Genomic DNA, 23,341 nt, shown 5'->3' with positions numbered 1-23,341 from the left:
AGGTGGTTTATATGGCGTTTGACGTCTATTTAACTAATTAATAGGTACATTGGTACTGCGTTAAATACGCCAATACCAATGCTTATAATATTGAGTTTAGAGCTCAGAGCTTAGTCCGCTGAGTTCACACTTATAAATCGCTGCGCCAACCCATACCAGACTCTTCCATTAAACGCTCGTACACGCCCTCTATGTTAAGTGGTAACCATACATCAAACTGTTTAAAGTCACTAAATTGGTCTAATTTTACATTTTGTTTAATTTCGTCAAGCGTATTACCAGCTAAAACGCCTGCTGTTACTTGGCTATATAAAAGCTCTATATAAGTTAAATAGCGCGCTACATCAGCCTTGCTGCCAATATCGGCATGTCCACCTACAAAAGTATTAAAGTCATATTTGAGTACCGCTTGGGTTGAGTTAATCATGCCTTGAATATCGTAACTCCACAGCTTTTGCCACGGCATTCTGCCAATAACGATCCAATCAACTATAAATAGTGTTTTTTGCTTTTCGAATAATATACTAACCGAACCACGACCATCGTTTGGACCATGGTAGTTAAGCTTTACTGTGGAATCACCAAGGGTAAGCAGTAGCTCGTCATCAAAAGTAAGGCTGGGCATTACCGTTTTCATTTGTGTGTTTTTAATATCTTGCGCGGCGAGTTTATGCGCTACAAAAGTGGTGTGCGGGCTTTTAAATACCTCGGCGCCGTAAATATGATCGCTGTGATTATGGCTGTAAATTACATATTTTATCGGTACGTTATAGCGAGTTTTAATTTGCTCGTTTAACCAGGTGGCGGCTTTTTTATTAAGCGGGTCGGTAACAATTGCGCCCTCAGGAGTGATTAAAAATACTGAGCGGTGTCTGTCGTCTATAAAGCGGTGTAAGCCATCGCCTAAGTCTTCAATCTCAAAGGCTTGTGTGGCAAAGCCTATAAATAACAAGGCTGTAGTTAATAGTTTTTGTAGCAAGCGGGGCATACACCATTCCTTTTAAAATTGATTAAATTAATAACGCTATTAAAAGAAGAAAGCATAAAACTGTAAAAAATTTCAGTGATTTGTTTAATTAAAGCTTAAACCTAAACTTAAGTAAAAGGATCAAATAAAAAGCCATTATAAAAATGGCTTTAGATAGGTTGGTTGGGTTTATCTTTGTGTTAGTTGTTGGTTTATTTCTTCAAAGATACTCGCGTCGTCTATGGTTGAAGGTATTTGTAGCTCTTCGCCATCAACCAGTTGGCGCAAATTTTTACGCAGTATTTTACCCGAGCGTGTTTTGGGCAACCTATCTACGCTAACTATATTTTTAAGGCACGCAATAGCGCCAATCTGATTACGAACACTTAAAACAAGCGCTTGTTCTACGTCGGTACTTGAGCCCATAAAATCATTTTTAAGCACAATCATTCCCATAGGGAGTTGTCCTTTAAGAGGATCGTTTACACCAAAAACAGCGCATTCGGCAACGGCGGGGTGCGCAGCTACTATTTCTTCCATTTCGCCAGTAGAAAGCCTATGTCCTGCTACATTTATAACGTCGTCGGTTCTGCCCATAATAAATAGGTAGCCGTCTTCATCAATATAACCACCATCACCAGATAAATAATAACCTTCGTATTCATTTAGGTAGCTTGCTTTAAAACGAGCGGTATCTTGCCAAATGGTTGGAAGGCAACCCGGTGGAAGGGGCAGTTTAATTACCACGGCGCCTTGCTCGTTAGCTGCGCATTCATTGCCATCCATATCCAATATTCGCACATCAAAACCTGGAGTAGGCACGGTAGAGCTGCCAGGTTTTGTTGCTAAGTACTCAAGCCCTACAGGGTTACAAGCAATAGCCCAGCCAGTTTCGGTTTGCCACCAATGATCGAGCACTGGCAGTTTGGTTTTTTCTTTAAGCCACTCGTAAGTGGGAGGATCTAACCGCTCGCCTGCTAAAAATAAACGTTTTAAGCTTGAGGTATCGTATTGATTAAAACCATCGGCATTTGGATCTTCTTTTTTGATTGCTCTAAAGGCGGTGGGGGCACTAAATAATGCATTTACTTTATACTCTTCAACCACGCGCCAAAATGCACTGGCGTCGGGGGTTTTAACCGGTTTACCTTCATATAATACGGTCGCGCAGCGATACATTAGCGGCGCGTAAACTATATAAGAGTGCCCAACTACCCAGCCAATGTCAGACGCTGCCCAAAATACGTCGCCGGGCTTCATACCATAAACGGTTTCCATGCTGTATTGCATTGCCACTGCGTGACCACCATTTTCGCGCACTACGCCTTTGGGTGTGCCTGTCGTGCCTGAGGTATATAAAATATAAAGCGGATCGTTACCATTTACAGGCACCGGATCTGCGATTGCAGCTGTTTGCATTGCCTGAGTCCAATCTATGTCTCGTTTAGGCTTAAGAGTGGCGGTGACTTGTGGACGCTGATAAATAACGCAGTGTTCTACTTTGTGCGTAGCTAAGTCTATTGCGTTATCAATAAGTGGTTTGTATTCAATAATGCTGTTTACTTCAACACCGCATGAGGCGCTAAGTATAAGTTTGGGCTTGGCATCATCAATGCGTACTGCTAATTCGTGTGCAGCAAACCCACCAAATACCACCGAATGAATAGCACCAAGACGAGCGCACGCCAACATACCAATAACAGCTTGTGGGATCATTGGCATGTAAATAACAACGCGGTCGCCTTTTGTAACACCTAACGATTGTATTACGCCTGCAAATTTAGCAACTTCTTGTTGTAGTTGTGAGTAGCTATAAGTTTGCTTTGTATTAGTGACTGGGGAGTCGTAAATCAGTGCAGTTTGCTCGCCAAACCCGGCAATAACATGCTGGTCTAGCGCTAAAAAACTGGTGTTTAATTGCCCGTCACTAAACCAATGATAAAGCCCGTCGTCGTCTTGTGTGTATGCTTTTGTGGGGGTTTTATACCATGGAATATTTTTACTTTGTTCGAGCCAAAATTGGGCTGGGTTTTTTTTAAAGGCATTATATTGCTGTTTATATTTGCCTGACATGTAAGGCTCCTAAAACTAAATTTGTGTGTGAGAGACCTTACAAAATGTAGGCTTTTTTTAGCAAGCAAGCTATTCGACCTTGGTCGGCTAAAAGTTAATCAATGCACTGGTTTTAAAAATACAAAATTGACAATACAAAGTGTGTGGTTCAGCATGGCGGGCAGTAAAAACAAGAGAAAACACGATATGAGTAACGTAGTAAGAGTAGGGGTTGCGGTTATCATAAAGCATCAAAACACAATTTTACTAGGTGAGCGTATTGGCGCGCATGGTGCTAATACATGGGCAACACCTGGTGGGCATTTAGAGTTTGGTGAAAGTGTTGAGCAATGTGCAATACGAGAAGTGTTTGAAGAAACAGGTTTAAAGGTAAGTAAAATTACTAAGCTTGATTTTACCAATGATATTTTTACAGCAGAGAGCAAACACTATATTACGTTGTATGTAAAAGCTGACTTTGAAGGCGGAGAGCCTGAACTTAAAGAGCCTAATAAATGTTTAAAGTGGCGCTGGTGCGATATTAATAATCTACCAACGCCACTGTTTACATCACTAAAAAATTACTTATCTGAGGCTGTACTAGCCTAGTTATTTTGTTGGCGGTGTCGCTGGACTTAACTCTAGTTTACTAAAGCTTACTTGAGCGTAATCGCCATTTTGTTTATCTGTAGACCAATCGCCAGTACCTAAACAACCTGGGTACCAAATACCTTTCGCGCTTTTAGTACTACATTGGTTATAAGCGCCGGCTTTAAAGTAATGCCAATCTGCTGCGTAGCCATGTGGATGATCTTTTTCGTCCACTTTGCCATAAGCATCTACGTTATTACCTAAGTTAATAGAGTAGTTAACGTCTTCTTTGCCTTGTGCGCTAAATGTAAGGTGCATAACATTTTTATACACATTTACCGTGTAGCTAAATTCTTCACCTAGTGAAATACCGGCGTTGCCTGGCTCGTTAGGGTTTTCCCATGTATTACCCCAAACAGGGTAAGTAATGTCTGTACGGTCAGGATTCGTTTTAGCTAAGTTACGTTCGTAGTTCCAAAAAACTGAGCCTGTTTTGTGTCCTGGCCATTTTTTGTAATATATTTTAAGTGGCTCATTGCCCCAGCCATAACCAAGCTTGGTATCAATAAGTGCCTGATCTTTACCCGCGTGAATTTGTCCTACAACAACCGAGTAAGCTGCTTTTTTATCAGGATCAGTCGCACGTAGCGCAACGTGATCTACTTTTAATGTTGCTTCCATTTTTCCACCAACAGAGCCAAATCGGTCAGATAGCGGGTGAACAGCTAAAGCAAAATTGTTTTTAGAATGTTTAGTTTTAATTTTAGTATTTGATCCACGGATCATCTGTCTAAGTTCACTACGGGTATTAGTAGAGTTAGCACTTGTAAGCGCTTTATTAGGGGAGGTAAATACCATGTAGCCTTTTTCATCAAGGTAGAAAAAATCAGGGTGTGCGTAAGTCTGAATTTCTTCTACATCTATTTCATCAATTTTACCGTCGTTGTTTAAATCAACTGGTACATTTATTTTCCAGTGAGATAAATCAAACTTTGTTGCAGGTACTGGCGCATCGCTTTGCTGATTAGTGCTTTGGGTACTTGAACAAGCGGTAAAAAGTAAAGGGGTGATAACGGCTAAAGCCGTAAGTTTAAATGTGGATGTATTTTTTATCATTATTGTCTCTGTGTGATGAAGTAAAAATTGTGCGGTACAGGCATCGCTTAATCTCAATCTAGCATACCAATTTAACAATTAAAACTTACCAATTAGTAAAATTAAATATTTTTTAAATGATTTTTTTGTTATACCAATTTGGTTTGGGTGTTTTTTAACGGCTTTTATGGAAGTGTTTGCGGTATGTGTTTTTTATGTGCTTGGCTATTCATTTAGTGATGTATAACGTAGATTTTGGCGCTAAGGCGCAGTCTATTTTTTGGGGGGAGAGGAGATTTTTAACTTTGTAGTTTGCTTTGCAGCGTTTAGCAAATAACTAAATAACCACTGCCAATAACTAATGTCGGGCTTTAACTATGGTTAGTGCTGCATGTTAGTCGTGTTTGGTAATAAAAGTTGCCACTTGTTTAAAATGGCATGGTATTCACCATTTTCTTTAATGTTACTTAATGCGTCAGAGAGTGCTTTAGCTGTTTTAGGATTAAGTTGATTACTTGCTGCAAAATTAAGTGAAGAGGGAAGATCGCTTAAATGAATTCGTTTTGTTATTAGGCTAGGATCGAGTCCTAGGCTTTTTAGCTCGTTATTAAGTGTAAGTGTATTAGTTACTACAAAGTCGATCCGGTTTTTATAAAGCATTTGCCAAAGTTGATTATAGTAACTGACCAGTATTAAATTGTTATTTTCGGTAAAGCCTTTTTGCTTTAAGTAGGCTTCGCTCAGGTAGCCACGAATGGTTGCTACTTTATACTCTTTAGCAAAATTTAAGTGAACAACTTCATCTACATGGCTTTTTAAGCTAATTAAATAAGCATCTGCAAAATACACTTCGCCTAACCACGTATATTTATTAATCCGCTCTGGGGTTTTTAACAAAGACAACATTATGGCGTTGGTATTTGTTTGATGCTCCTTAAAAACGCGGGCCATAGGCATTATTTCAAAATTAGCGGTTAAGTTTGTTTGCTTCACAACTGCTTTGGCAATGTCGACTAAAGCGCCGCTTACTTCACCTTGCTGATTTTTAAAGTGATAAGGAGGAAGGTCTTCAGCTATAAAAGTAACCGAATCGGCGTTACACAGGGGGCTATATAAAATAAATACAAAAGCACTTAATAAAACACGCAAAAACATAAAAAATCTTTTAGAGCAATAATACACCTAGTGTAGAGAGTATTAACTAAAACATATATATATTATGTTTATATAACGTAAATAATTTGCACTTACTTGGCTGTTCTTGCTGTTTTGTATTTTATAAATTGTAATGGCGAGCATTTATGCCAGCGTAAAAAAGCTCGATTAAAAGAGCTTTGATCTTTAAATCCTAAAATATTAGATAAATCAGCAAGTGGCATGCTGGCTATTAATGTATCTGCACGTTTTTTACGTTCTTTTTCAAGTAGCTGAGCAAAGGTTAAGTCTTGTTGTTTTAAGCGTCGTTGTAGCGTTCGGGGTGTTAAATTAAGCGCATCAGCTATGCCTATTAGGTTGCAGTTTTGCAAGGTAGTTTTAGCTGTAAGTAACTGATTAACTTTATCGTCAATACACTGCTGGCTTTTAAAGTTAGAGAGTTGCTGCTCTGACAATTGCTTGAAAGTAGAATTAATAATGGCATTATCGGTTTTAAAGGGCAGCGTTAAATAATGGCTCGGAAAGCTAATTTGATTATATTCAGCACTGCTTTTTACAGGGCATTTAAACCATGATTCAAGGGCGCGCCTTTGCGATGGCAACCAATTATAAGTGAAACTAATACTACTTGGCGAAAGCGTTAAATTTATTAACTGGCGAATCACACTTACCCACGCGGTCATGTTTCGTAAAACAACATGCTCATTACAACTTTGGTGAGCAATCCAACGAATAGTTGCTGTATCAGTATTTAGTTCAAACTTGGCTTTACCAATATCAGCCACCAAGCTGTCGTAGCTTAACAATGCTTTAATGGCACTGCTTAAGTTATCGCTTGATTCAATCAAGTAACCTAAAACGCCGTAGTCAGCAGTGCGAATTTGCTGACCTAGGGTAAAACCAAAAAGAGGATCGTTAAGTGTTTTCTTGCCATAAACTAATAAAGCATTGTAACTATTTAAACTAATACGCGGCGCTAATTGATGGGTACGTTGATTACTAAATTCGTCAAAGTTAATAGCGTGCAAAGCCGTTTTAGTACTAATGCCTTGCGCTTGTAAGTAATCAAGAATACTTGAAAAGTAATGATCAGCCAATGTGTGCATTTGTCATCTAAAGCTAAAAAATAGTCGTGTATTAGCAAGTTTGCCACGTTAAATTTTTATATGCTAGTTGAATGCCTAATAACCTCTTGCTGTAAAAATGATACTTATAACAATAAAACAAACGCTTAATGCACAGCCAAAACAAATAATAAGCACACTGTTGGATCATCAACAGTTGCATCGATTTTTTAATGCCAAATTTACGCTGCTACAAGCACAAGACGAAGGGCAAATAGAAGGCGGAAAAGGATCTGTTAGGCAAGTGAAAATAGGTAAAATAACGTTTTCAGAGCAAATAATCAGTGCCGATCAAAATCAGATCAGTTACCAAATAGTAGGCGATAAACCAGTAGCTAATCATCGAGGCGATATATACCTCACTGCAAATAAAGACATCAATACTTTAGTTACCGAACTTAACTATTGCATAAGCTGCTCAGCTCCATGGTGGATGCCAAATGCATTACTTAAATATGTTATTACAAAAGATATAACCCAAGCGTTAAACAATTTAAATAATTATTTTTTGGCGGGTAAAGCATGAACTCAGAAATTATTTTACTCGCTCTGAGCCCATTATTTTTGATATTTGTTTGCTCTGAGTTTATTAAGTTTAAGCGCTATTACGACATAAAAGATAGCCTAGCAAATACAGTGTTAGCGCTATTACACCAAGGCGCAGATGCTATTGCGTTACTGCTGTTAATGCCTTTATTTAATTGGTTGTATGACTATAGATTGTTTGATATTGAAGTGAGTGTATTAAGTATTGCATTTGCATTTTTACTGCAAGATTTTTTGTATTATTGGTTTCATAAAGCATCGCATCATATTCATTGGTTGTGGGCTGCACATGTGGTGCACCATAGCTCAACTAAAATGAATTTCACCACCGCATTTAGGCAAAGCTTAATGTACCCCGTAGCCGGTATGTGGGTGTTTTGGCTACCTATGATTTTAATTGGATTTGAACCGCTAACAGTATTTAGCGTGGTTGCATTAAATTTGGCGTATCAATTTTTTGTACATACTCAAATAGTGGGTAAGTTAGGCTGGTTTGAAAAAGTATTTAATACGCCTTCGCATCACCGAGTTCATCACGCAATAAATGCAGGTTACCTTGATAAAAACTTTGCAGGTGTACTTATTATTTGGGATAAGTTATTTGGCACCTTTGTAGAAGAAGATAAATCAAAGCCTTGTAAATACGGCATTATAGGGCAGCTTAATAGCAATAACCCAGTCGTTATTACGTTTCATCAGTGGGAGCACTTATTGAAAAGTGTTTATAAGGCATCGGGAATAAAAGCTAAATGTAGAGTACTATTTGGCTACCCTACAAGTAGCATTAAATATAAATAATATTGAAAAAGTTAAAAGTTAAAAGTAAAACTGCATAGCTAAACTCATTGATGAATTATGGCTATGCCATTGAGCATGCTGTACTTTGCTGCGCAGCGATACATTGCGAGAAACAGCGTAATTCCATGTTATAGCTATTTCGCTGTGCTTACTTGCTGCGTTATCAGTTAGCCATAATATATTGCCAGTCAAAGCGAGTTTATGCTTATTGTTTATTTGCCAAATTACACCGGCTTCGCTGCCTATTCCAGTACTAAGTCGGTCGGTTATATCGCCTGTATTTAGCTCAAATTGACCAAGAATATAGCCGTGCAGATTATTAGGATCGCCATAAGATTTACCATAACCTCCTTTTGTAAAAAAGCGGCCTAAACGTTTATTGTCACTTGGTTGTCGGTCAAAGCCCATTTTAAAGTTCCACGACCAGCTATCAAATACGCGGTTATCGGGTGCAAGCGACATAGCATCTAATAAGTAAAAATGTTCGATATCTGCATTTCCTTCGTCAGTAATAGCGGCTTCCAAATCAAAAAAACTAATTTGTGCACCCGCTATAAAACCTTCAGGCCTATCTAGTAAGTCATGATACGCAAGCCTATAACCAAAATTTGTAAGGTTTGCTTGGTTATTATTTTGTACCCTACCTAGCGATACTTTAGAAGAACCATGACCTTGCTCTGGGGAAGCAATAGGGCGGTTTGGCTTAGTAAATGGCGAAGCTACATTATATTTGCTGCGCATTAGGAGTAGCTTAGTTAGTCGCGGGGCAATTTCTTTACGATTTAATGCTTTATCGTAAAATTCAAAATTTAACCATTCATACGCCATTTCTAATATAGCGACTAATTGCGACTGTGAGTAATTACGAGTATTGAGGGAGCCACCTTGCATTAACTCTCTTGCATCATCAAGTTGTTCGTCAGTCATTTGAGTAGAGTAATGGTAAAGTTTAGTTCCAAAAGCAGGGCGGTAATTAGGTGTTTGTAATAAGTTGTTATTTCTTAGTACTGCAACGGTATCTGATGGAATAGCTTGCATATTAAATGACGATGTTAAATCAAGGTCCTCTTGTGCAAGTTGTAATAATGCAAGTAATTGGTAAGAGCAGTTTTCATCAATAAAAAAGTAATCGAATGTAGCTAATTGTAGCTCCCACAAGTGCAATAAAATAAGCTCTACCTGTAGCTCTGATAAATTAAGTTTGTATTCCCAAATATCACGAGATTCTAAGTCATTATATTCGCGTACTTTTTTATAGTACGGCATAAGCGAAAACTTACCTGGGTAGCTGCCAATCAAGCCTTTTAGTGCATACATAGCTGCGTTATCTGAGCCGTCTGGCTCTGCTGCAAAATTAACGGCAAATGCGAGCAACTCTTTATGGCGAGTCTGATCTTTTGCATCAATACGAAGTAAAGTGTGGCCAAACATTGATGATGGGCTATTCATAAATGCAGTTGGAAAAACTAACGTAACCCCTTTAGGGTTTATTATTTTTTGCCACGCCTGTAGTTCTGGGCAATTAAGTTCGGGCCAGTTATTTTTAATTTTTGTTTTTAGCCATTTATAACGTGCAGGAAACTGACAACGATATTGTGTTGTTTTTGGGTCAGTATTTTTACCACTAAATGCAGCTATAGTGGCTTTAAGTTCGTCATATGGGCTTGTTTTACCTGTAGGAGATAAAAAAAACTCAGCACTGTCTACTTCACTTTTCCAATCACCTAATGTGGCCAAGCGGTAGTGACCTAATTTAAGCCAGTAAGGGTGTGTTGCTAATGTATTTGTTTCAATACTTTGAGCGTTTGAGTAAGTACTAAAAAGAGCGAGCAGTAAACCAAATAATATTTTTTTCATAATCACTAAATTACAAAAGCCGCTAGAGAAATACTCCAGCGGCTTTATTTATACGTATAAAACCGGCTAATTTAGCTGATTAAGAAAGAGTATAAGAAGCAAGTTGTGCGTTACTTGCAAGAACAGTGTTTAGGTTTTCTAAAACTGTTTGTGAAGTCACGTTTTCAGAAGTAAATACTGAAGAGAACTGTGCTTGAGCAAGCTTATTGAACGCTGCTTTATCTTGATCTGCAACACCCCAAGCTTCAGCTAGAGTAGCTAAAGTTTCGCCTTCACCTTTTGACATATCACGAGCAAGTTGCTCCATGTTACCGTCAATGAATAAAGCGATTTTTTCTGAAGAAGTTACTGTACCAGTACCATCACAACCAAGAGTACCAAAAGTGATACCAAAAGTTTGGTTACCAGATGTACCATTTGTTGTAGCGCCTAAAATTTTAACGCCTTTACCTTGCTGACCAGCAAATAACATAGAACCAAGACCACAACCAATATCTTGGTCAGCCATTGCGTTTGAGAAAGGAAGTAAAGATAGAGCTGCTACTGCGATTAGTTTTTTCATTTTCATAAATCCATATATGATTGTCTTTATTTAGGGTAAATAAAGTTCGCGGAAGATTCTAACAGACTTGCAGAAAAAAGGAACAGGCTAAAACATGAATATTTTACACTCTAATTTTTAAATATATTAAAGTTAATGTCAGGATAAAAATCAGCCTAGTTTCCACTTTTTATTGAACTGGTGGCGGTTTTTTACTTCTTGGGGCACCTAATAAAATACAAGTATGGCAAATACATACAGATAAAAATGCACTAATACCTAATGCACCGCCATAGCCGTCAAGTTTTGGTACAAGAAATTCAAATAAGATTGAAAATAAAATAGATGAGCTTGCTACAGTATAAATACCAAATCGATGTGGGGCGCTCATACCTATAAATGTGCCGCCAAAAAATACAATTGCGTATAAATCGGGGTTCAAATTTAAAGCGCTAAAAATTAAATAAGCAATAATAGAAAGTGAAGACGACGCTCTAACCCCGTCAAAGCGACTATGCTTAGCTAAATAAAATGTTAAAAAAGCCCCAAGCAGTACAAGTAATGGATATTCAATACTCATAATACAATTCCTTTGGCTAATACAAAAAGTGCCACGCTTGCAAAAGCTACGCTGCCAAGCTTGCCACCAAAACCTGTAAACATATTCATAGTAAGCACATACAAACTTGAGCCAATAAGCGAAATAATAGCAATTTCCCAGTAACTGGTAATTAAATGAGTTGAACACATACCTGCAAAGCTACCAGCATAAATTGCAGCATACGGATGGTTTTTATAAAGTGCAGGAAAAGGAATAAACGAGCCAATAAGCCCCGTTAGCGCAGCAGAAATCACTAAAGGTAATGCAAAAGTAGTGTGCATAGCAAAGCAAGCTACAAAGCCTAAAAAGAAAGTGATGAATTTTAAAAATAAGAATTTAATCATAGCGGCGCATTTTAAACTAATCCTTTTGCGCTTTCTAATACTCTCTAACAAATAAATGTTATAAGTAATTACAAACTTTAAAAACGTGTTTTTTAAACGGATTTTAGGTATTAAATATGCTTAATAGTGCCGCTGTTAATGTTCTATAAATCACAAGTTATGTATAATGGCGATAATTTAATGTATTAAAGTGTTAACCAAGGGTTATTTATGTCTAACTGTTTACATCTGGCTATTCCGGCTGGCGATTTAAAAGTGGCTAAAGCGTTTTATTGTGACGTACTAGGCTGTAAAACGGGTAACAGTGAAGAAGGTCGCTGGGTAGATATAGATTTTTGGGGTAATGAACTTACCTTGCACCAGAGTGTTGAGCGCTTACCAACAGTTCGCCATGATGTAGATATGGGAGCTGTGGCAGTACCTCACTTTGGGATTCACCTATCTGAAGATGAATTTAACGGGTTAAAAATACGTATTGAAGATGCGGGTATTGAATACTTAGATAAACCATATCGCCGATTTATTGGTGATGAGTTTGAGCAAGAAACGTTTTTTATTGAAGATCCAAATGGCAATGTGCTTGAAATGAAAACCATGGTAAATCCAGAGGTTTTATTTAAAAAAGTATAAATGCTGTTGTTTAAGTTAAGCTAAAAAACCACTTTAATAAGTGGTTTTTTTATAACTATTAATCAGTGTTTTGATAAATTAGTTAATATTTACAGGTAAAAAAAATTACGCTACATACATGATTTTTATTCACTCTACAATGTAGGTATAGACACGTAGACTTAATTTCAATTCTCATACTTTATTGTTATTTATGCTGCTTAAACTCATAATTGCACCTTTGCTTATTTTACTAATAACATTCGCCCAAAAACGCTTTGGTAGTTTTGTTAGCGGCATAATTCCTGGCTTGCCTATTACCTCTGGGCCTATTTCTTATTTTATAGCATTAGAGCAAGGTAAATTATTTGCAGCTAACTCAGCGGTGGCCTCTCTTTATGGTATGAGCGGTATAGGCTTATTTTGTTTTAGTTACTTGGTTGTATCACGAAGATTTGGAATGCTTAAATCGCTTTTTACAGCGTTGAGTATTTGGTGCGTATTTAGCGTTATTACTTTATTTTTACCAGTGAATATTATTGTGGCGAGTGTGGTTTCGCTTTGTATTTTACTCGGTTTAACTATTATCTCTACAAAGCTAAATATATCAGTTGATGCAAAACCATTAAATGCCCGCTGGGAGCTTCCGGTAAAAATGATATTAGTGACGAGCTTTATCGTGCTTGTTACGTTTATATCGCAGCATATAGGGTCTGCATGGAGCGGGTTAATATCTACCTTTCCGGTTATTTTAGCGGTAATGGGCAGTGTTGCCCATTTTAGTGACAAACAAGCCTCAACGTTTAAAATTCTTAATGGCGGTATTATTGGTTCATTAGGTGGGTGTGTATTTTTTGCGGTGATTGCGTTTATGTTAAAACATAACTTTATGATTTGGCAGGTGAACGCAACAGCTGCCATTTTCTCAACGTTATTTACTATTATTTTTAGCCAACTTATTAATCGCCAATTTACTAAGCAAGCTTTGCTAAACACCAAAAAAAGCAGTGCTTAAGATTGACTCTCTCGGTTAATTTACATCTCTAAAACCATTACCTAGTTATGTAGTTGAATTAACATTTCACTGGGGGTTTTATTAAAGTGGCGTTTAAATTCGCGGCTAAATTGCGATGGACTGGTATAGCCAACCTTTAATGCGGCTTCGTTGGCTTTGCTTCCACTACTGGTTATAAGCTCTTTAGCCTTAGCTAAGCGTACTTTTTTTAAATACTGCAAAGGTGACTCAAATGTTACTTGCCTAAAAGCACGATGGAACGACGATACGCTCATGTTTACATCTTCAGCCAACCCCTCAACTGTAATTTGATTGGCATAACTACTGTGCATAGTTGAGAGCGTACGGGCGATACGCGCATAATGCCCATCATGCATAGCAAGCCCTATTAAAGTATGTCCTTGTGGACCACAAAGTACACGATATACCAATTCTTTTACTATATCTTCGCCAAAAACATCAGCCTCAATAGGGTTATTAAGCACGCTAAGTAAACGGTGGGTTACTTGCTCCATTGCGCCATCTATTTTAGCCGATTGAACCCCACTCATTTGCCCAGTGGTGAATGGCTTATGTGTACCAATTTGGTTTACTAATTTATGTAACATTACCGGGTTTATATCTATAACAATCCCCATAACAGGCAGGTTGTTATCGGTAAAAGCTTCGCATTCAAGTGGCACAGGTACACCTAAAACAAGGTAGTCGCCTTCACCATATTTTATTTGATGATCAGGAAAATGAATTATCTTATGTCCTTGCCCAACAATAATAATACCTGAGTTATATATAAGTGGTTGGCGCGGCGAGCTTTTACTTGCACGATGAAAGTACACACCTGGAATAATGGTTTCCATGTTGCCTTCAAAGTTAAGTAAATTATTGTGCTCTGCAAATTTTTGCATCATGTTGGCTATTGAGGACATTAAAACTTCTACTATCGTACGAATTTTGCGTAAAATATCAATCTTGACAGTTTTAGGCAAGCTTTTGCGAGTTATTGGGCTTTTTTTATGTTTGTTTTGCCACTAATATGCACTCATTGAAGTTTAGCTTAGTTAGTAACTAAGCATTATATTTAGTATTTAACCGTCACCTAGGAGCAAAATAATGAAATTTAGCTACGTAAACCCAACACTTATCCAGTTCGGCCAAGAACAAATTGCCTCACTAACTGATTTGATCGCAAAGGATCAAAAAGTACTTGTAGTGTACGGCGGCGGTTCAATTAAAAAGAACGGCGTGTACGACCAAGTTGCAGCAGCACTTGAAGGCTTTGACTGGGTTGAGTTTTCGGGCGTTGGCGCTAACCCAACAATTGAAGTGTTAGATCAAGCAGTAAAAATTTGTAAAGAACAAGATATAGACTTTGTACTAGGTGTAGGCGGCGGTTCAGTAATCGACGGCGTTAAATACATTGCAGCATCTGCCGTTTACGATGGCGAAGGTTGGGATATTCCTACTGGTAAGCATAAAGTAACTAGCGCATTACCCATTGGGGCAGTACTTACGCTTCCAGCTACAGGTTCTGAGTCTAACCAAGGTTCTGTTGTGAGCAAAGCTGCGACTAAACAAAAACTTCCGTTTATGTCTCCTGCGGTACAACCTAAGTTTGCGATTATGGACCCTGATGTAATGAAAACATTACCACAGCGCCAACTTGTAAATGGTTTAGTAGATGCATGGGTTCATACGTGTGAGCAGTACCTAACATTCCCTGAAACAGCATTGGTTCAAGAAGGTTACGCAGAGGCGCTTTTAAGAACGCTTAAAACATTAGGCGATAACTTTGAAAACCAAGACGATGCATGGCGCGCAAACCTTATGTGGGCAGCAAACCAAGCACTTAATGGTTTAATTGGTTCTGGTGTATCGCAAGATTGGGCTACGCACATGATTGGCCACGAGCTTACAGCCGCTTACGGTGTTGACCATGCACGCTCACTTGCTATTGTTCAGCCTTCTTTACTGCGCAACCAATTTGCAGTTAAAAAAGCAAAACTAGAGCAAATGGGTAAAAACGTATTTGGTCTTGAGCAATCTGACGACTTAGCTGAGAAAACAATTTTAGCAATTGAAGCGTTTTACCACAGCCTTGACGTAGCGACCCAGCTTACTGAACATGGCGATGATAAAGCCGCTGCTATTGACAATATTATTGGCAAACTTGAAGCACACGGCATGCTAGCACTTGGTGAAAACCAAGCTATTACGCTTAAAGAAAGCCGCGAAATTTTAGAGCAAGCAGTTGCTTAATTTTCAAAGCTAAGCGCTTACTTAAATATACTAAGTTTTAGCGTTAATAAAAACCGCCAACCTTTAGGTTGGCGGTTTTTTTATGGTTGATTATAAATACTGCGTTGCTAATTAACCAATAAAGTCTGTATTAATGTTTTTGAATGATGATAGTAAACTGTGCTCAACGGTTAGAAAAAATCTAACGATTAAATAAATTAAAACAGGACTAAACTCATGAAATTACTAAACACATTACTTAGCTCAAAAGCAGGCGTAGCAGCATTAATTTTACGAGTACCAGTTGGCCTTATTTTAGCGGCGCATGGTGCACAAAAACTATTTGCTTGGTTTGGCGGTTACGGGCTTGAAGGTACAGGTCAATGGATGGCAAGTATTGGTTTAGAGCCTGGCTATTGGTTAGCAATGATGGCAGGTAGCGCTGAGTTTTTTGGTGGCATTGCATTAGCAATTGGTTTGTTAACTCGCCCAGCTGCTGTAGTTGCCGGCTTTACTATGCTGATTGCTATTTTTAGCGTACATATTAGTAATGGCTTATTTATGGCAAATAATGGCTATGAATACGCATTAACGTTACTTGTAGTAACTATAGTTTTAGCAATTCAAGGAGCGGGAAGCTTTTCGCTTGATAACGTATTAGCTAAAAAACTAGCTAATAAATAGAGTTTATTAATTGAAGAATAGCGGCCAATTTGGCCGCTATTTTTGTAGGTTAACTACTAAATTATTTAGCTGAAAAAGTTAAAGAATAACTGTACTGCTTTTGCTCAAGTAAATACTCTTTATGAGTACTTGGGCTCCATGAATCATCGCCACCTACACCCATATGTTGATGATCAATGTGTACATGTACGCAATCATCAGCAATTAGTTCGTTAGTGTGTTTTGCTTGCGTTAGCGTACTTTGCGAATACTCGCTGGCTGCAAACAAAAACGCGCCAGTCACGGTTAAGTTATTAATACTCAGCAATTGGCAATCGCTACGCAGGCCATTATCAGTTGGGAATATATACGGTGTATGTAGCTCATTTAAGCTCAAGCTGTAATAACCTAAACGTGCTGCGGCTTTGCGATCTGGGTAGTTTTCAAAAGGCCCTAAACCTAGCCAGTTTATTTTTGTATCGCTTTGCTTGTTAAGCGTTGTACTTAGCCCTATACGCGGCATTGGTGGCAGAGTATCGTTTAAGTGCACTTCAACATTTAAGCTAATATTACCAGTATTATTGAGGGTATATAACCACTGTGTTTGAGCCTGTAGCACGCCATTAAACTCGTAATTAAATACACAAGTAATACGTATATCAACGCTTGATTGCACTGCGTGAATTGAGCTACATGTGCGCTGCCATTGCCCTATACCTGCACGCAACCAACGAGCTTCCCATGCATTAGGATCTAGGTTGTCTACTTCGCTTACACCAATGTCGTTATCAAGTGGGGCGCGATAAAAGTTATCAACCAATGGGCTATTAATAACCTGAGTATCGTTTTGTAACCACTGCTCTATAAGCCCTGATTGCTTGCTAAAAACAAGTTTAAATTTATCGTTTTCAATACTTAGTTGAGAGTCGGTTTCGCTAACACTTATAGCGTTTTGCTCAGATGATGATACAAATAACTTACTGCTTAAATTGTTACTATTTATAAGCTTAAACTGCTCTGAATCCATAACGTGATTAGCGTTTGCAAAGTGTGAGTCGTTAACTAATGCTACATCTAAATTAAGGTAATATTGCGCACCTTGCTCAAACGCTGTTTTAGTTTTAATAGTTAACGTGTGCGTACTTTGCGGAGCAATATTAAGTACATGCTCGCCTTGCTCAACACAGATGCCATTTTGCATTAACTGCCAAATAAGCTTTTCGTTATCGGTATGTCTAAATACGTAATCGCTAAATACATCAATGGTGTATTGGTTTTGATTTTGCTCACGCAGTGTAAATTGTAAATGTTGCTGGCTGTATTTAGCTTCAAACAGGCTAGGGTGCGGCGTGCGGTCTGGGAACAATAAGCCATTTATACAAAATTGACGGTCATTTAGTTCATCACCAAAGTCGCCGCCGTAAGCCCAATAATGCTTGCCGTTTTCGTCTGTTTTAGATAAACCTTGGTCTACCCAATCCCAAATAAAGCCGCCTTGTAGGCGTGGGTATTCTCTAAATGCTTGCCAGTAATCGTCAAAGCTACCTAGGCTGTTACCCATAGCGTGGGCGTATTCACATAAAATAAGCGGGCGAGTTTCACCTGGTAGGCTTAGCCACTTTTTAATAGAGTATTTAGGTACCGCATCGTCTTTAATATCGGTATCTACACGGGCGTACATTGGGCAAATAATGTCGGTAGCCGTTGTATTTGCGCCGCCGCCTTCGTATTGCACTGGGCGAGAAGGGTCAAAGCTTTTTGACCAGCCGTACATAGCATCATGATTTGCGCCGTGTCCGCATTCGTTGCCCAATGACCAAATAATAATTGAGGCGTGGTTTTTATCGCGCTCAACCATTTGCGTATAACGCGACATAAATGCACCAGCCCACTGCGGATCGCTAGCTAAACGCCCCATAGGAAACATGCCATGGGTTTCTATATTTGCTTCATCAACTACGTATAAACCTAGCTCGTCACACAGTTCGTAAAAACGAGGGTGGTTAGGGTAGTGAGCAGTACGCACGGCATTAAAGTTATTTTGCTTCATCAGCTTAATATCTTCAATCATATCGGCGGTAGTAACTGTATGGCCGTTTTCTGGGTGGTGTTCGTGGCGGTTAACACCGCGAATGAGTAGCGGTTTGCCGTTTAAGCAAAGCTGCCCGTTAAGCATTTCTACTTTTCTAAAGCCAATGTTATAAGCTTCAACGTCGATGGTATTGCCTTGCTCATCAAGCAGACTCACAACGCAGCGGTATAAGTATGGGGTTTCGGCGGTCCATTTTTTAGGGCTTTGTATATCAATTGTTTGAAATACAACATCGCTCCAACCACCTTTTTCATCAACACGTTTATTGTTAGTACTTTGAATTTGCGGCTCACATAGCGCCTGTTCGCCATCAAAAACTTGCACTGCTATTTGATAGTTATTTGGCGCATTAATCGCCGTTTTTATATGTAGCGTTGCATCGCGATAGCAAGCGTCTAAATTGGGGGTTATAAACACATCACGTATTTGATTTTGTGGTTTTGTAAGTAAGTTAACATCGCGAAAAATACCGCTTAGCCACCACATGTCCTGATCTTCTAAATAACTGCCATCGCTCCAACGAATAACCATAACGGCAATAAGGTTAGTGCCTGCAACTAACAGTTCGCTTAAATCAAACTCGCTCGGTAAGCGGCTATCTTGTGAATAACCCACCCATTGTCCGTTACACCACAGGTGAAACGCCGAGTTAACGCCTTCAAAAATAATATGATTACGCTGAGTTAGCTGACTTTCGTTTATATTAAATTCAGTGCGGTAACAGCCTGTAGGGTTATCGCTTGGTACAAAAGGCGGGTTAACTGCAAATGGGTACTTAACATTACAGTAAATAGGTTTATCAAAGCCGTGTAATTGCCAGTTAGAAGGCACTGTAATACTTTGCCAGTTGCTGTTTAGTGTTTCACTTAGCAACGATTCATCAACCGCTTCGGGTTTATCAAATAATTTAAAGTCCCACTGACCGTTTAAACTTTGTTTTTGCGATTGCGTGTTAGTACGGGCATGGTCAACGCTTTTAAATCCATTGAGTGGGCTGTGCGCTTTTACTTGATTAACTTGTACTGAAATTGGGTTTTCCCAATCTCGGCGATTAATTATGTGCTGTAAAGAGGTCATGTTTATCCTATTGCATAAGCGGGCAATTATAATGCGCTAAATATAGCTAAAAATAATCGCAGGGGTTATGCTTAAAGCTCTCCTTTATTTGTCCAAAACTATCATTTTAATTATGCGCTATAACATTAAAGACATACTTGATATTGGTCCGCGTTGTATAGAACGCTTTATTGATTCACAAACGCTCGCGCAAATGCCAAACCTTGAAATAGCACTTGCGGGTTGCTCAAACCTATCGGGTCGTTATTGCGTAGCACGCTCAGCACCGCTAGAACATACACTTTTTTATACGCTTGCAGGGCAGGGTAATTTAACAACACAAAATGAGCAGTACACACTTAATGCCAATACACTTATTGTGCTACCAGCAAAGCAAAGCTTTGAAGTGAAAATTGATGCTGAACATTGGGATGTTATTTGGTTAAACCTTGCAAATACTAAACGTTGGCAGCATTTAAACTTAGCGCAAGCATTGGTATTAACCGAGCAAAAACTTGAACCGTTACACCTTGCTATGGAGCTTTTATACAGCGAGCCCAATGCTAATTTACGCGAAAGCGTAACGCCTATTTTAAGTCATTACTTAAATGCTACGCTGCAAAATAATTCACAGGGTGCGGCGCATAATCGTTTAATTAGTCTGTTTGAAGAGGTAGATAAGCGCTTGCAGTTTGATTGGACAATAGAGGTAATGTGCGAACATGTGCATTACTCATCGCCGCATTTGCATCGTTTATGCCAAGCGCAATTTGGTAAAAGTCCAATACAACAACTTATTTATTTACGCATTGAACGGGCTAAAAACTTATTGTTAAACACGGCTTGGCCAATTTCGCATGTGGCAAGTTATGTGGGGTACTCTAATATTTTTAATTTTTCCAAACGTTTTAAGAAGTCGGTAGGTGTGTCGCCAAGCGAATTTAGAAAATAACGTTAGCGGCTCTCTACATTTGAATAAATTTAAGGTATTGTGCGATTTCTTAAATTGCATTTTAGAGTTTTAGGTAGGTAATGCGCTCAAACCGTTTTTTAATAGTGATATTATTAGTGCTTGTACACAGCTTTATTAGCTGTGATGGTGCTGCGTATCATTTGCAAGAAGACGTTGATCACGTAACCAGTTCGTTATCGCAAGGCGACTCCACAGCCGATGATAACCAAAGCGATAAAACATCAACTACCGAGATTCATGCCCACCAACATTGCCATTGTGGCTACAACAGCACCTCTAGCCATTCAATAAGCCCAGAGCAAAGTAAAGCAACTTCGCCTGCGTGCTATAACGGGTTAAATTACCCGCCAGATGTACCGCCACCAAATTTTTATAGCTAGCTTTTAATTTTAAATACTTTGTAAAAACTGCCTGCGCTTGTGCGCTATTAGGCTAGTTATTTACATATTTAGGTTGCTTGATCGCGCTTGTTTTTAAAATAGGCGTAGTGATTAAGTTAACTCTGTTTGTTAAAAAACGGACACGCTATATGAATAAAAAACCAATTATGCTGGTGGCGCTAATGTGCGCGCTACCTGCTTTTAGTACTTTGGCGAATGTTAAAACATTAACCCTTAAGCAGGCACTGAGTAATACCGAACAACAAAATCTGGTATTAAAACGCTACCCTTATCATCAAAAAATATTGAGTGCGCTTAAATCTCAAGCTGCACTTTCGCCTAATCCTGAGCTGAGTTTTGAAGCTGAAAACTTTTTAGGAACCCATGGCTCCCATGCGTTTTCGGGGGCGCAGTACACGCTGGCTTTAAGCCAATTAATAGAGCTGGGCGATAAGCGCCAAAGCCGTATTAATTACGCAACCGCCAATATTAAAGCCCAAGCAATACAGTATCAAAATACCCGTTTAGCGTTATTGGCAACCACTGCTGAGCGATACTATCAAGGGCTTAAATTTCAAACATTATTAAGTTTAAATAGTGAACGTAAACAGGTAGTTACCCAGGCGCTTAAAGCGATTGAACAAAGAGCCAATGCGGGTGCTGCGTCGCAAGCTGATGTAACGCGCATGCGTTATGCACTTAGCCAAGTAGAGCTTGATAAAGCCATGCTTAATAGTGAATTTGAGCGAGCAAGTTTATCGCTTAACGAGCTGTGGAGTGAGGAGCAACCCTACGATACTTTTGCTGGCAATATTAATGTAATTACTGCGCTTAAATCAGCACAAGCACTTTTAGATGCGGTTAACCAAGCTCCTGAATTTGCATTATTACAGCAGCAATATTTACAGCAAACAGCCAACTTAACACTACAAAAAGCAAACGGACAAACCGATATTAACGTAGGGGGAGGCGTGCGCTATAACCAGCAAAATGACTCCAGCTCGTTAGTGTTTTCGTTTTCTATGCCACTGCAATTAAGCAATTCTAATAGCGGCAATATTGCAGCTGCAAATAGTCAGCTCATGCTTTTAAATGAGCAGCAAGGGCAATTGCGCATCCAGCTACGCCAGCAAGTACGTACTTTGTACGCTTATTATCAAGGTCGAGCTAATCAGGCAAAGCTATTATCTGATCAAATTATTCCTCAGGCACAAACATTGATTGAGCAAAGCTTAAAAAGTTATCAACGCGGACAAATTTCGGTGTTGCAATTGCTTGATGCTCAACAAGCACTTTTTGATTCTAAACGCACACTTATTACAACTCACGCAGAGCTGTACCAAGTGCTACTTACTCTTGAGCGTTTAACAGGCCAATCTTTAATTGAGACTCATCAATCATGAATAAAAATATAATCGCATTACTAGTATCACTTTCGTTTGCCAGCAGCTTTGTAAGCACAGGTGTATTTGCCTCTGCTGAGCATGGCGAGTCAGGTCATAAAGAAACAGAGCAACACGAGCAAAAGCAAGGTCCACACGGCGGCTTTTTATTAACTGATCCTAAATTAACCCTTGAGCTTAAATTGCAAGAATTTGCAGGTAATGTTGAGCTGCGCGTATACGGCTATAAGCAAAATCAGCCGATTAATATAAACGACTTAAACATAACAATGAGTTTAAAGCGCTTAGTTGAAGCCCCGCAAAATATACAGTTTACAGCTGAGGGCGACTATCTTGTGAGCACGCAATCAATTAACGAACCGCATTCGTTTGCACTTACCGTTACTGCTAATTACAACAGTGAGAGCATTAGCTATGAGTTCGATCAACACGAAGGGCAAACCACGTTAACAGAGCGAGCTATTGAGCGCGCAGGCATTAAAACCGAGATAGCGCAAAGTGGTGAAGTAGATATTACCGATACGCTTTTTGGTGTTATTGCTCCAACACAACACGGCACGGTAGAAGTAATGGCGCCGTATGCCGGATTGATCAGTGATATTTTTGTAAGCATTGGTCAAAACGTTAAAAAAGGCGAAGTACTTGCCAATGTAACCAACCGCGAAACACTGCAAAATTACCCCATTAAAAGCCCAATTAGCGGCGTTGTAACCGAGCAATACTTAAAGCGTGGCGAGCTTGCAAGCACCAGCGCACTTATGCAGGTAGTTAACCTTGATAAAGTATGGGTTGAGTTATCGGCTTTTCCTGAAAACATTGAAAAACTCGCCATTGGTCAAAGCGCTAAAGTGTACGACCTACATCATCATTTAAATACGCAAGGAAAAGTGTTTTTTATAGCTCCAATGATGACTGGCGGGCACATAGCGCGCGCCCGTATAGAGCTTAATAACCCAGACGGGCATTGGCGCCCAGGCATGCATATAAATAGCGATGTAAGTGTGGCTAAAATAAATGCCAGCGTGCGTGTAAAGCCACAAGCAATTCAAGAGTTTAACGGTCAATTCAGTGTGTTTGTTCGTAAAAACAATGTATTTGAAGTGCGTCCCGTTACCTTAGGTGCAAAAAATAGCGAGTGGGTAGAAGTACTTACAGGCTTAAACGCAGGTAGCGAATACGTAACAGACAATAGTTATGTCATTAAAGCCGATATTTTAAAAAGCGGCGCAAGCCACGCTCACTAG

22 protein-coding genes are annotated in these 23,341 nt (G+C 39.1%); 11 read left to right on the top strand and 11 right to left on the bottom strand.

What is annotated here, in order from left to right; all coding sequences use genetic code 11:
- Positions 1-130: 130 nt before the first annotated feature.
- Both I6F50_RS11705 and I6F50_RS11700 read right to left on the bottom strand, forming a co-directional pair.
- Entirely contained in the window at positions 131-988 is an 858-nt protein-coding gene (locus I6F50_RS11705; protein ID WP_165741072.1) for an MBL fold metallo-hydrolase, read from the bottom strand.
- A gap of 168 nt (positions 989-1,156) precedes the next feature.
- Positions 1,157-3,040, bottom strand: a complete 1,884-nt coding sequence (locus tag I6F50_RS11700) for a propionyl-CoA synthetase (RefSeq protein WP_197159732.1) — start codon at positions 3,038-3,040, stop codon at positions 1,157-1,159.
- A 186-nt stretch (positions 3,041-3,226) separates the two neighbouring features.
- Here I6F50_RS11700 and I6F50_RS11695 point away from each other — a divergent pair, with 186 nt between their 5' ends.
- Positions 3,227-3,628: an NUDIX hydrolase gene (locus I6F50_RS11695; RefSeq protein ID WP_165727319.1), complete on the top strand. Its 402-nt coding sequence runs from the start codon at positions 3,227-3,229 to the stop codon at positions 3,626-3,628.
- On the opposite strand, the gene I6F50_RS11690 is transcribed toward I6F50_RS11695, so the two are convergent.
- The 3 genes from I6F50_RS11690 to I6F50_RS11680 all read right to left on the bottom strand — a co-directional run bounded on the left by I6F50_RS11690 (position 3,629) and on the right by I6F50_RS11680 (position 6,966).
- Positions 3,629-4,726 carry a polysaccharide lyase family 7 protein gene (locus I6F50_RS11690; protein WP_165742133.1) on the bottom strand — a complete coding sequence of 366 codons (1,098 nt, stop codon included), beginning with the start codon at positions 4,724-4,726 and terminating at the stop codon, positions 3,629-3,631.
- Positions 4,727-5,086: 360 nt separating this feature from the next.
- Positions 5,087-5,860: an ABC transporter substrate-binding protein gene (locus tag I6F50_RS11685; protein ID WP_165741394.1), complete on the bottom strand. Its 774-nt coding sequence runs from the start codon at positions 5,858-5,860 to the stop codon at positions 5,087-5,089.
- Between the two features lie 92 nt (positions 5,861-5,952).
- Positions 5,953-6,966, bottom strand: a complete 1,014-nt coding sequence (locus I6F50_RS11680) for an AraC family transcriptional regulator (RefSeq protein ID WP_165741395.1) — start codon at positions 6,964-6,966, stop codon at positions 5,953-5,955.
- A 97-nt stretch (positions 6,967-7,063) separates the two neighbouring features.
- Here I6F50_RS11680 and I6F50_RS11675 point away from each other — a divergent pair, with 97 nt between their 5' ends.
- The gene (locus I6F50_RS11675) at positions 7,064-7,510 is read left to right on the top strand and encodes an SRPBCC family protein (protein WP_165741396.1); all 447 of its coding nucleotides are present in this window, start codon (positions 7,064-7,066) and stop codon (positions 7,508-7,510) included.
- Positions 7,507-8,328 carry a sterol desaturase family protein gene (locus I6F50_RS11670; RefSeq protein ID WP_165727284.1) on the top strand — a complete coding sequence of 274 codons (822 nt, stop codon included), beginning with the start codon at positions 7,507-7,509 and terminating at the stop codon, positions 8,326-8,328. The genes I6F50_RS11675 and I6F50_RS11670 overlap by 4 nt, the downstream gene beginning before the upstream one ends.
- Before the next feature lie 18 nt (positions 8,329-8,346).
- On the opposite strand, the gene I6F50_RS11665 is transcribed toward I6F50_RS11670, so the two are convergent.
- The 4 genes from I6F50_RS11665 to I6F50_RS11650 form a co-directional block, all read right to left on the bottom strand.
- Positions 8,347-10,185, bottom strand: a complete 1,839-nt coding sequence (locus I6F50_RS11665; RefSeq protein WP_165741397.1) for a DUF4105 domain-containing protein — start codon at positions 10,183-10,185, stop codon at positions 8,347-8,349.
- Positions 10,186-10,264: 79 nt separating this feature from the next.
- The gene (locus I6F50_RS11660; RefSeq protein WP_024589733.1) at positions 10,265-10,747 is read right to left on the bottom strand and encodes a DUF3015 domain-containing protein; all 483 of its coding nucleotides are present in this window, start codon (positions 10,745-10,747) and stop codon (positions 10,265-10,267) included.
- A gap of 169 nt (positions 10,748-10,916) precedes the next feature.
- Positions 10,917-11,306 carry a hypothetical protein gene (locus I6F50_RS11655; RefSeq protein ID WP_007587227.1) on the bottom strand — a complete coding sequence of 130 codons (390 nt, stop codon included), beginning with the start codon at positions 11,304-11,306 and terminating at the stop codon, positions 10,917-10,919.
- Positions 11,303-11,608: a hypothetical protein gene (locus tag I6F50_RS11650; RefSeq protein WP_024594103.1), complete on the bottom strand. Its 306-nt coding sequence runs from the start codon at positions 11,606-11,608 to the stop codon at positions 11,303-11,305. The genes I6F50_RS11655 and I6F50_RS11650 overlap by 4 nt, the downstream gene beginning before the upstream one ends.
- Before the next feature lie 273 nt (positions 11,609-11,881).
- Here I6F50_RS11650 and I6F50_RS11645 point away from each other — a divergent pair, with 273 nt between their 5' ends.
- Together I6F50_RS11645 and I6F50_RS11640 are read left to right on the top strand one after the other, a co-directional pair.
- Positions 11,882-12,301 carry a VOC family protein gene (locus I6F50_RS11645; RefSeq protein WP_007587216.1) on the top strand — a complete coding sequence of 140 codons (420 nt, stop codon included), beginning with the start codon at positions 11,882-11,884 and terminating at the stop codon, positions 12,299-12,301.
- 193 nt (positions 12,302-12,494) lie between these two features.
- The gene (locus tag I6F50_RS11640) at positions 12,495-13,295 is read left to right on the top strand and encodes a hypothetical protein (protein WP_231613011.1); all 801 of its coding nucleotides are present in this window, start codon (positions 12,495-12,497) and stop codon (positions 13,293-13,295) included.
- A gap of 41 nt (positions 13,296-13,336) precedes the next feature.
- Here the strand turns inward: I6F50_RS11640 and I6F50_RS11635 are convergent, their stop codons facing one another.
- Positions 13,337-14,221, bottom strand: a complete 885-nt coding sequence (locus I6F50_RS11635; RefSeq protein ID WP_024589735.1) for an AraC family transcriptional regulator — start codon at positions 14,219-14,221, stop codon at positions 13,337-13,339.
- Between the two features lie 184 nt (positions 14,222-14,405).
- On the opposite strand from I6F50_RS11635, the gene I6F50_RS11630 reads away from it, so the two are divergent.
- On the top strand, positions 14,406-15,551 hold the full coding sequence (locus I6F50_RS11630; RefSeq protein WP_165741855.1) for an iron-containing alcohol dehydrogenase: 1,146 nt from the start codon (positions 14,406-14,408) through the stop codon (positions 15,549-15,551).
- A gap of 216 nt (positions 15,552-15,767) precedes the next feature.
- Positions 15,768-16,214 carry a DoxX family protein gene (locus I6F50_RS11625; RefSeq protein WP_165742341.1) on the top strand — a complete coding sequence of 149 codons (447 nt, stop codon included), beginning with the start codon at positions 15,768-15,770 and terminating at the stop codon, positions 16,212-16,214.
- 61 nt (positions 16,215-16,275) lie between these two features.
- Here the strand turns inward: I6F50_RS11625 and I6F50_RS11620 are convergent, their stop codons facing one another.
- Positions 16,276-19,362, bottom strand: a complete 3,087-nt coding sequence (locus I6F50_RS11620) for a beta-galactosidase (protein WP_197159730.1) — start codon at positions 19,360-19,362, stop codon at positions 16,276-16,278.
- A gap of 112 nt (positions 19,363-19,474) precedes the next feature.
- Here I6F50_RS11620 and I6F50_RS11615 point away from each other — a divergent pair, with 112 nt between their 5' ends.
- From I6F50_RS11615 to I6F50_RS11600, 4 genes are all read left to right on the top strand, one after another.
- Positions 19,475-20,293 (top strand): AraC family transcriptional regulator, encoded by an 819-nt coding sequence (locus tag I6F50_RS11615; protein WP_165740917.1) that lies wholly within the window; start codon positions 19,475-19,477, stop codon positions 20,291-20,293.
- Positions 20,294-20,373: 80 nt separating this feature from the next.
- On the top strand, positions 20,374-20,694 hold the full coding sequence (locus I6F50_RS11610; RefSeq protein WP_008135125.1) for a hypothetical protein: 321 nt from the start codon (positions 20,374-20,376) through the stop codon (positions 20,692-20,694).
- 149 nt (positions 20,695-20,843) lie between these two features.
- Positions 20,844-22,097 (top strand): TolC family protein, encoded by a 1,254-nt coding sequence (locus I6F50_RS11605; protein WP_165740916.1) that lies wholly within the window; start codon positions 20,844-20,846, stop codon positions 22,095-22,097.
- On the top strand, positions 22,094-23,341 hold the full coding sequence (locus I6F50_RS11600; RefSeq protein ID WP_197176273.1) for an efflux RND transporter periplasmic adaptor subunit: 1,248 nt from the start codon (positions 22,094-22,096) through the stop codon (positions 23,339-23,341). The genes I6F50_RS11605 and I6F50_RS11600 overlap by 4 nt, the downstream gene beginning before the upstream one ends.

Origin of the sequence: Pseudoalteromonas sp. NZS127_1 (genome assembly GCF_015864295.1) — a bacterium.
Classification (GTDB): Bacteria; Pseudomonadota; Gammaproteobacteria; order Enterobacterales; family Alteromonadaceae; genus Pseudoalteromonas; species Pseudoalteromonas arctica.
The sequence above is the reverse complement of the archived record's forward strand: the minus strand, read 5'-3'. Positions and strand labels throughout refer to the sequence as shown.

Excerpts from the sequence above, each read along its gene's own strand:
- I6F50_RS11705 (WP_165741072.1), bottom strand. The coding sequence starts at position 988 with ATGCCCCGCTTGCTACAAAAACTATTAACTACAGCCTTGTTATTTATA.
- I6F50_RS11700 (WP_197159732.1), bottom strand. The coding sequence starts at position 3,040 with ATGTCAGGCAAATATAAACAGCAATATAATGCCTTTAAAAAAAACCCA.
- I6F50_RS11695 (WP_165727319.1), top strand. The coding sequence starts at position 3,227 with ATGAGTAACGTAGTAAGAGTAGGGGTTGCGGTTATCATAAAGCATCAA.
- I6F50_RS11690 (WP_165742133.1), bottom strand. The coding sequence starts at position 4,726 with ATGATAAAAAATACATCCACATTTAAACTTACGGCTTTAGCCGTTATC.
- I6F50_RS11685 (WP_165741394.1), bottom strand. The coding sequence starts at position 5,860 with ATGTTTTTGCGTGTTTTATTAAGTGCTTTTGTATTTATTTTATATAGC.
- I6F50_RS11680 (WP_165741395.1), bottom strand. The coding sequence starts at position 6,966 with ATGCACACATTGGCTGATCATTACTTTTCAAGTATTCTTGATTACTTA.
- I6F50_RS11675 (WP_165741396.1), top strand. The coding sequence starts at position 7,064 with ATGATACTTATAACAATAAAACAAACGCTTAATGCACAGCCAAAACAA.
- I6F50_RS11670 (WP_165727284.1), top strand. The coding sequence starts at position 7,507 with ATGAACTCAGAAATTATTTTACTCGCTCTGAGCCCATTATTTTTGATA.
- I6F50_RS11665 (WP_165741397.1), bottom strand. The coding sequence starts at position 10,185 with ATGAAAAAAATATTATTTGGTTTACTGCTCGCTCTTTTTAGTACTTAC.
- I6F50_RS11660 (WP_024589733.1), bottom strand. The coding sequence starts at position 10,747 with ATGAAAAAACTAATCGCAGTAGCAGCTCTATCTTTACTTCCTTTCTCA.
- I6F50_RS11655 (WP_007587227.1), bottom strand. The coding sequence starts at position 11,306 with ATGAGTATTGAATATCCATTACTTGTACTGCTTGGGGCTTTTTTAACA.
- I6F50_RS11650 (WP_024594103.1), bottom strand. The coding sequence starts at position 11,608 with ATGCACACTACTTTTGCATTACCTTTAGTGATTTCTGCTGCGCTAACG.
- I6F50_RS11645 (WP_007587216.1), top strand. The coding sequence starts at position 11,882 with ATGTCTAACTGTTTACATCTGGCTATTCCGGCTGGCGATTTAAAAGTG.
- I6F50_RS11640 (WP_231613011.1), top strand. The coding sequence starts at position 12,495 with ATGCTGCTTAAACTCATAATTGCACCTTTGCTTATTTTACTAATAACA.
- I6F50_RS11635 (WP_024589735.1), bottom strand. The coding sequence starts at position 14,221 with ATGTCCTCAATAGCCAACATGATGCAAAAATTTGCAGAGCACAATAAT.
- I6F50_RS11630 (WP_165741855.1), top strand. The coding sequence starts at position 14,406 with ATGAAATTTAGCTACGTAAACCCAACACTTATCCAGTTCGGCCAAGAA.
- I6F50_RS11625 (WP_165742341.1), top strand. The coding sequence starts at position 15,768 with ATGAAATTACTAAACACATTACTTAGCTCAAAAGCAGGCGTAGCAGCA.
- I6F50_RS11620 (WP_197159730.1), bottom strand. The coding sequence starts at position 19,362 with ATGACCTCTTTACAGCACATAATTAATCGCCGAGATTGGGAAAACCCA.
- I6F50_RS11615 (WP_165740917.1), top strand. The coding sequence starts at position 19,475 with ATGCGCTATAACATTAAAGACATACTTGATATTGGTCCGCGTTGTATA.
- I6F50_RS11610 (WP_008135125.1), top strand. The coding sequence starts at position 20,374 with ATGCGCTCAAACCGTTTTTTAATAGTGATATTATTAGTGCTTGTACAC.
- I6F50_RS11605 (WP_165740916.1), top strand. The coding sequence starts at position 20,844 with ATGAATAAAAAACCAATTATGCTGGTGGCGCTAATGTGCGCGCTACCT.
- I6F50_RS11600 (WP_197176273.1), top strand. The coding sequence starts at position 22,094 with ATGAATAAAAATATAATCGCATTACTAGTATCACTTTCGTTTGCCAGC.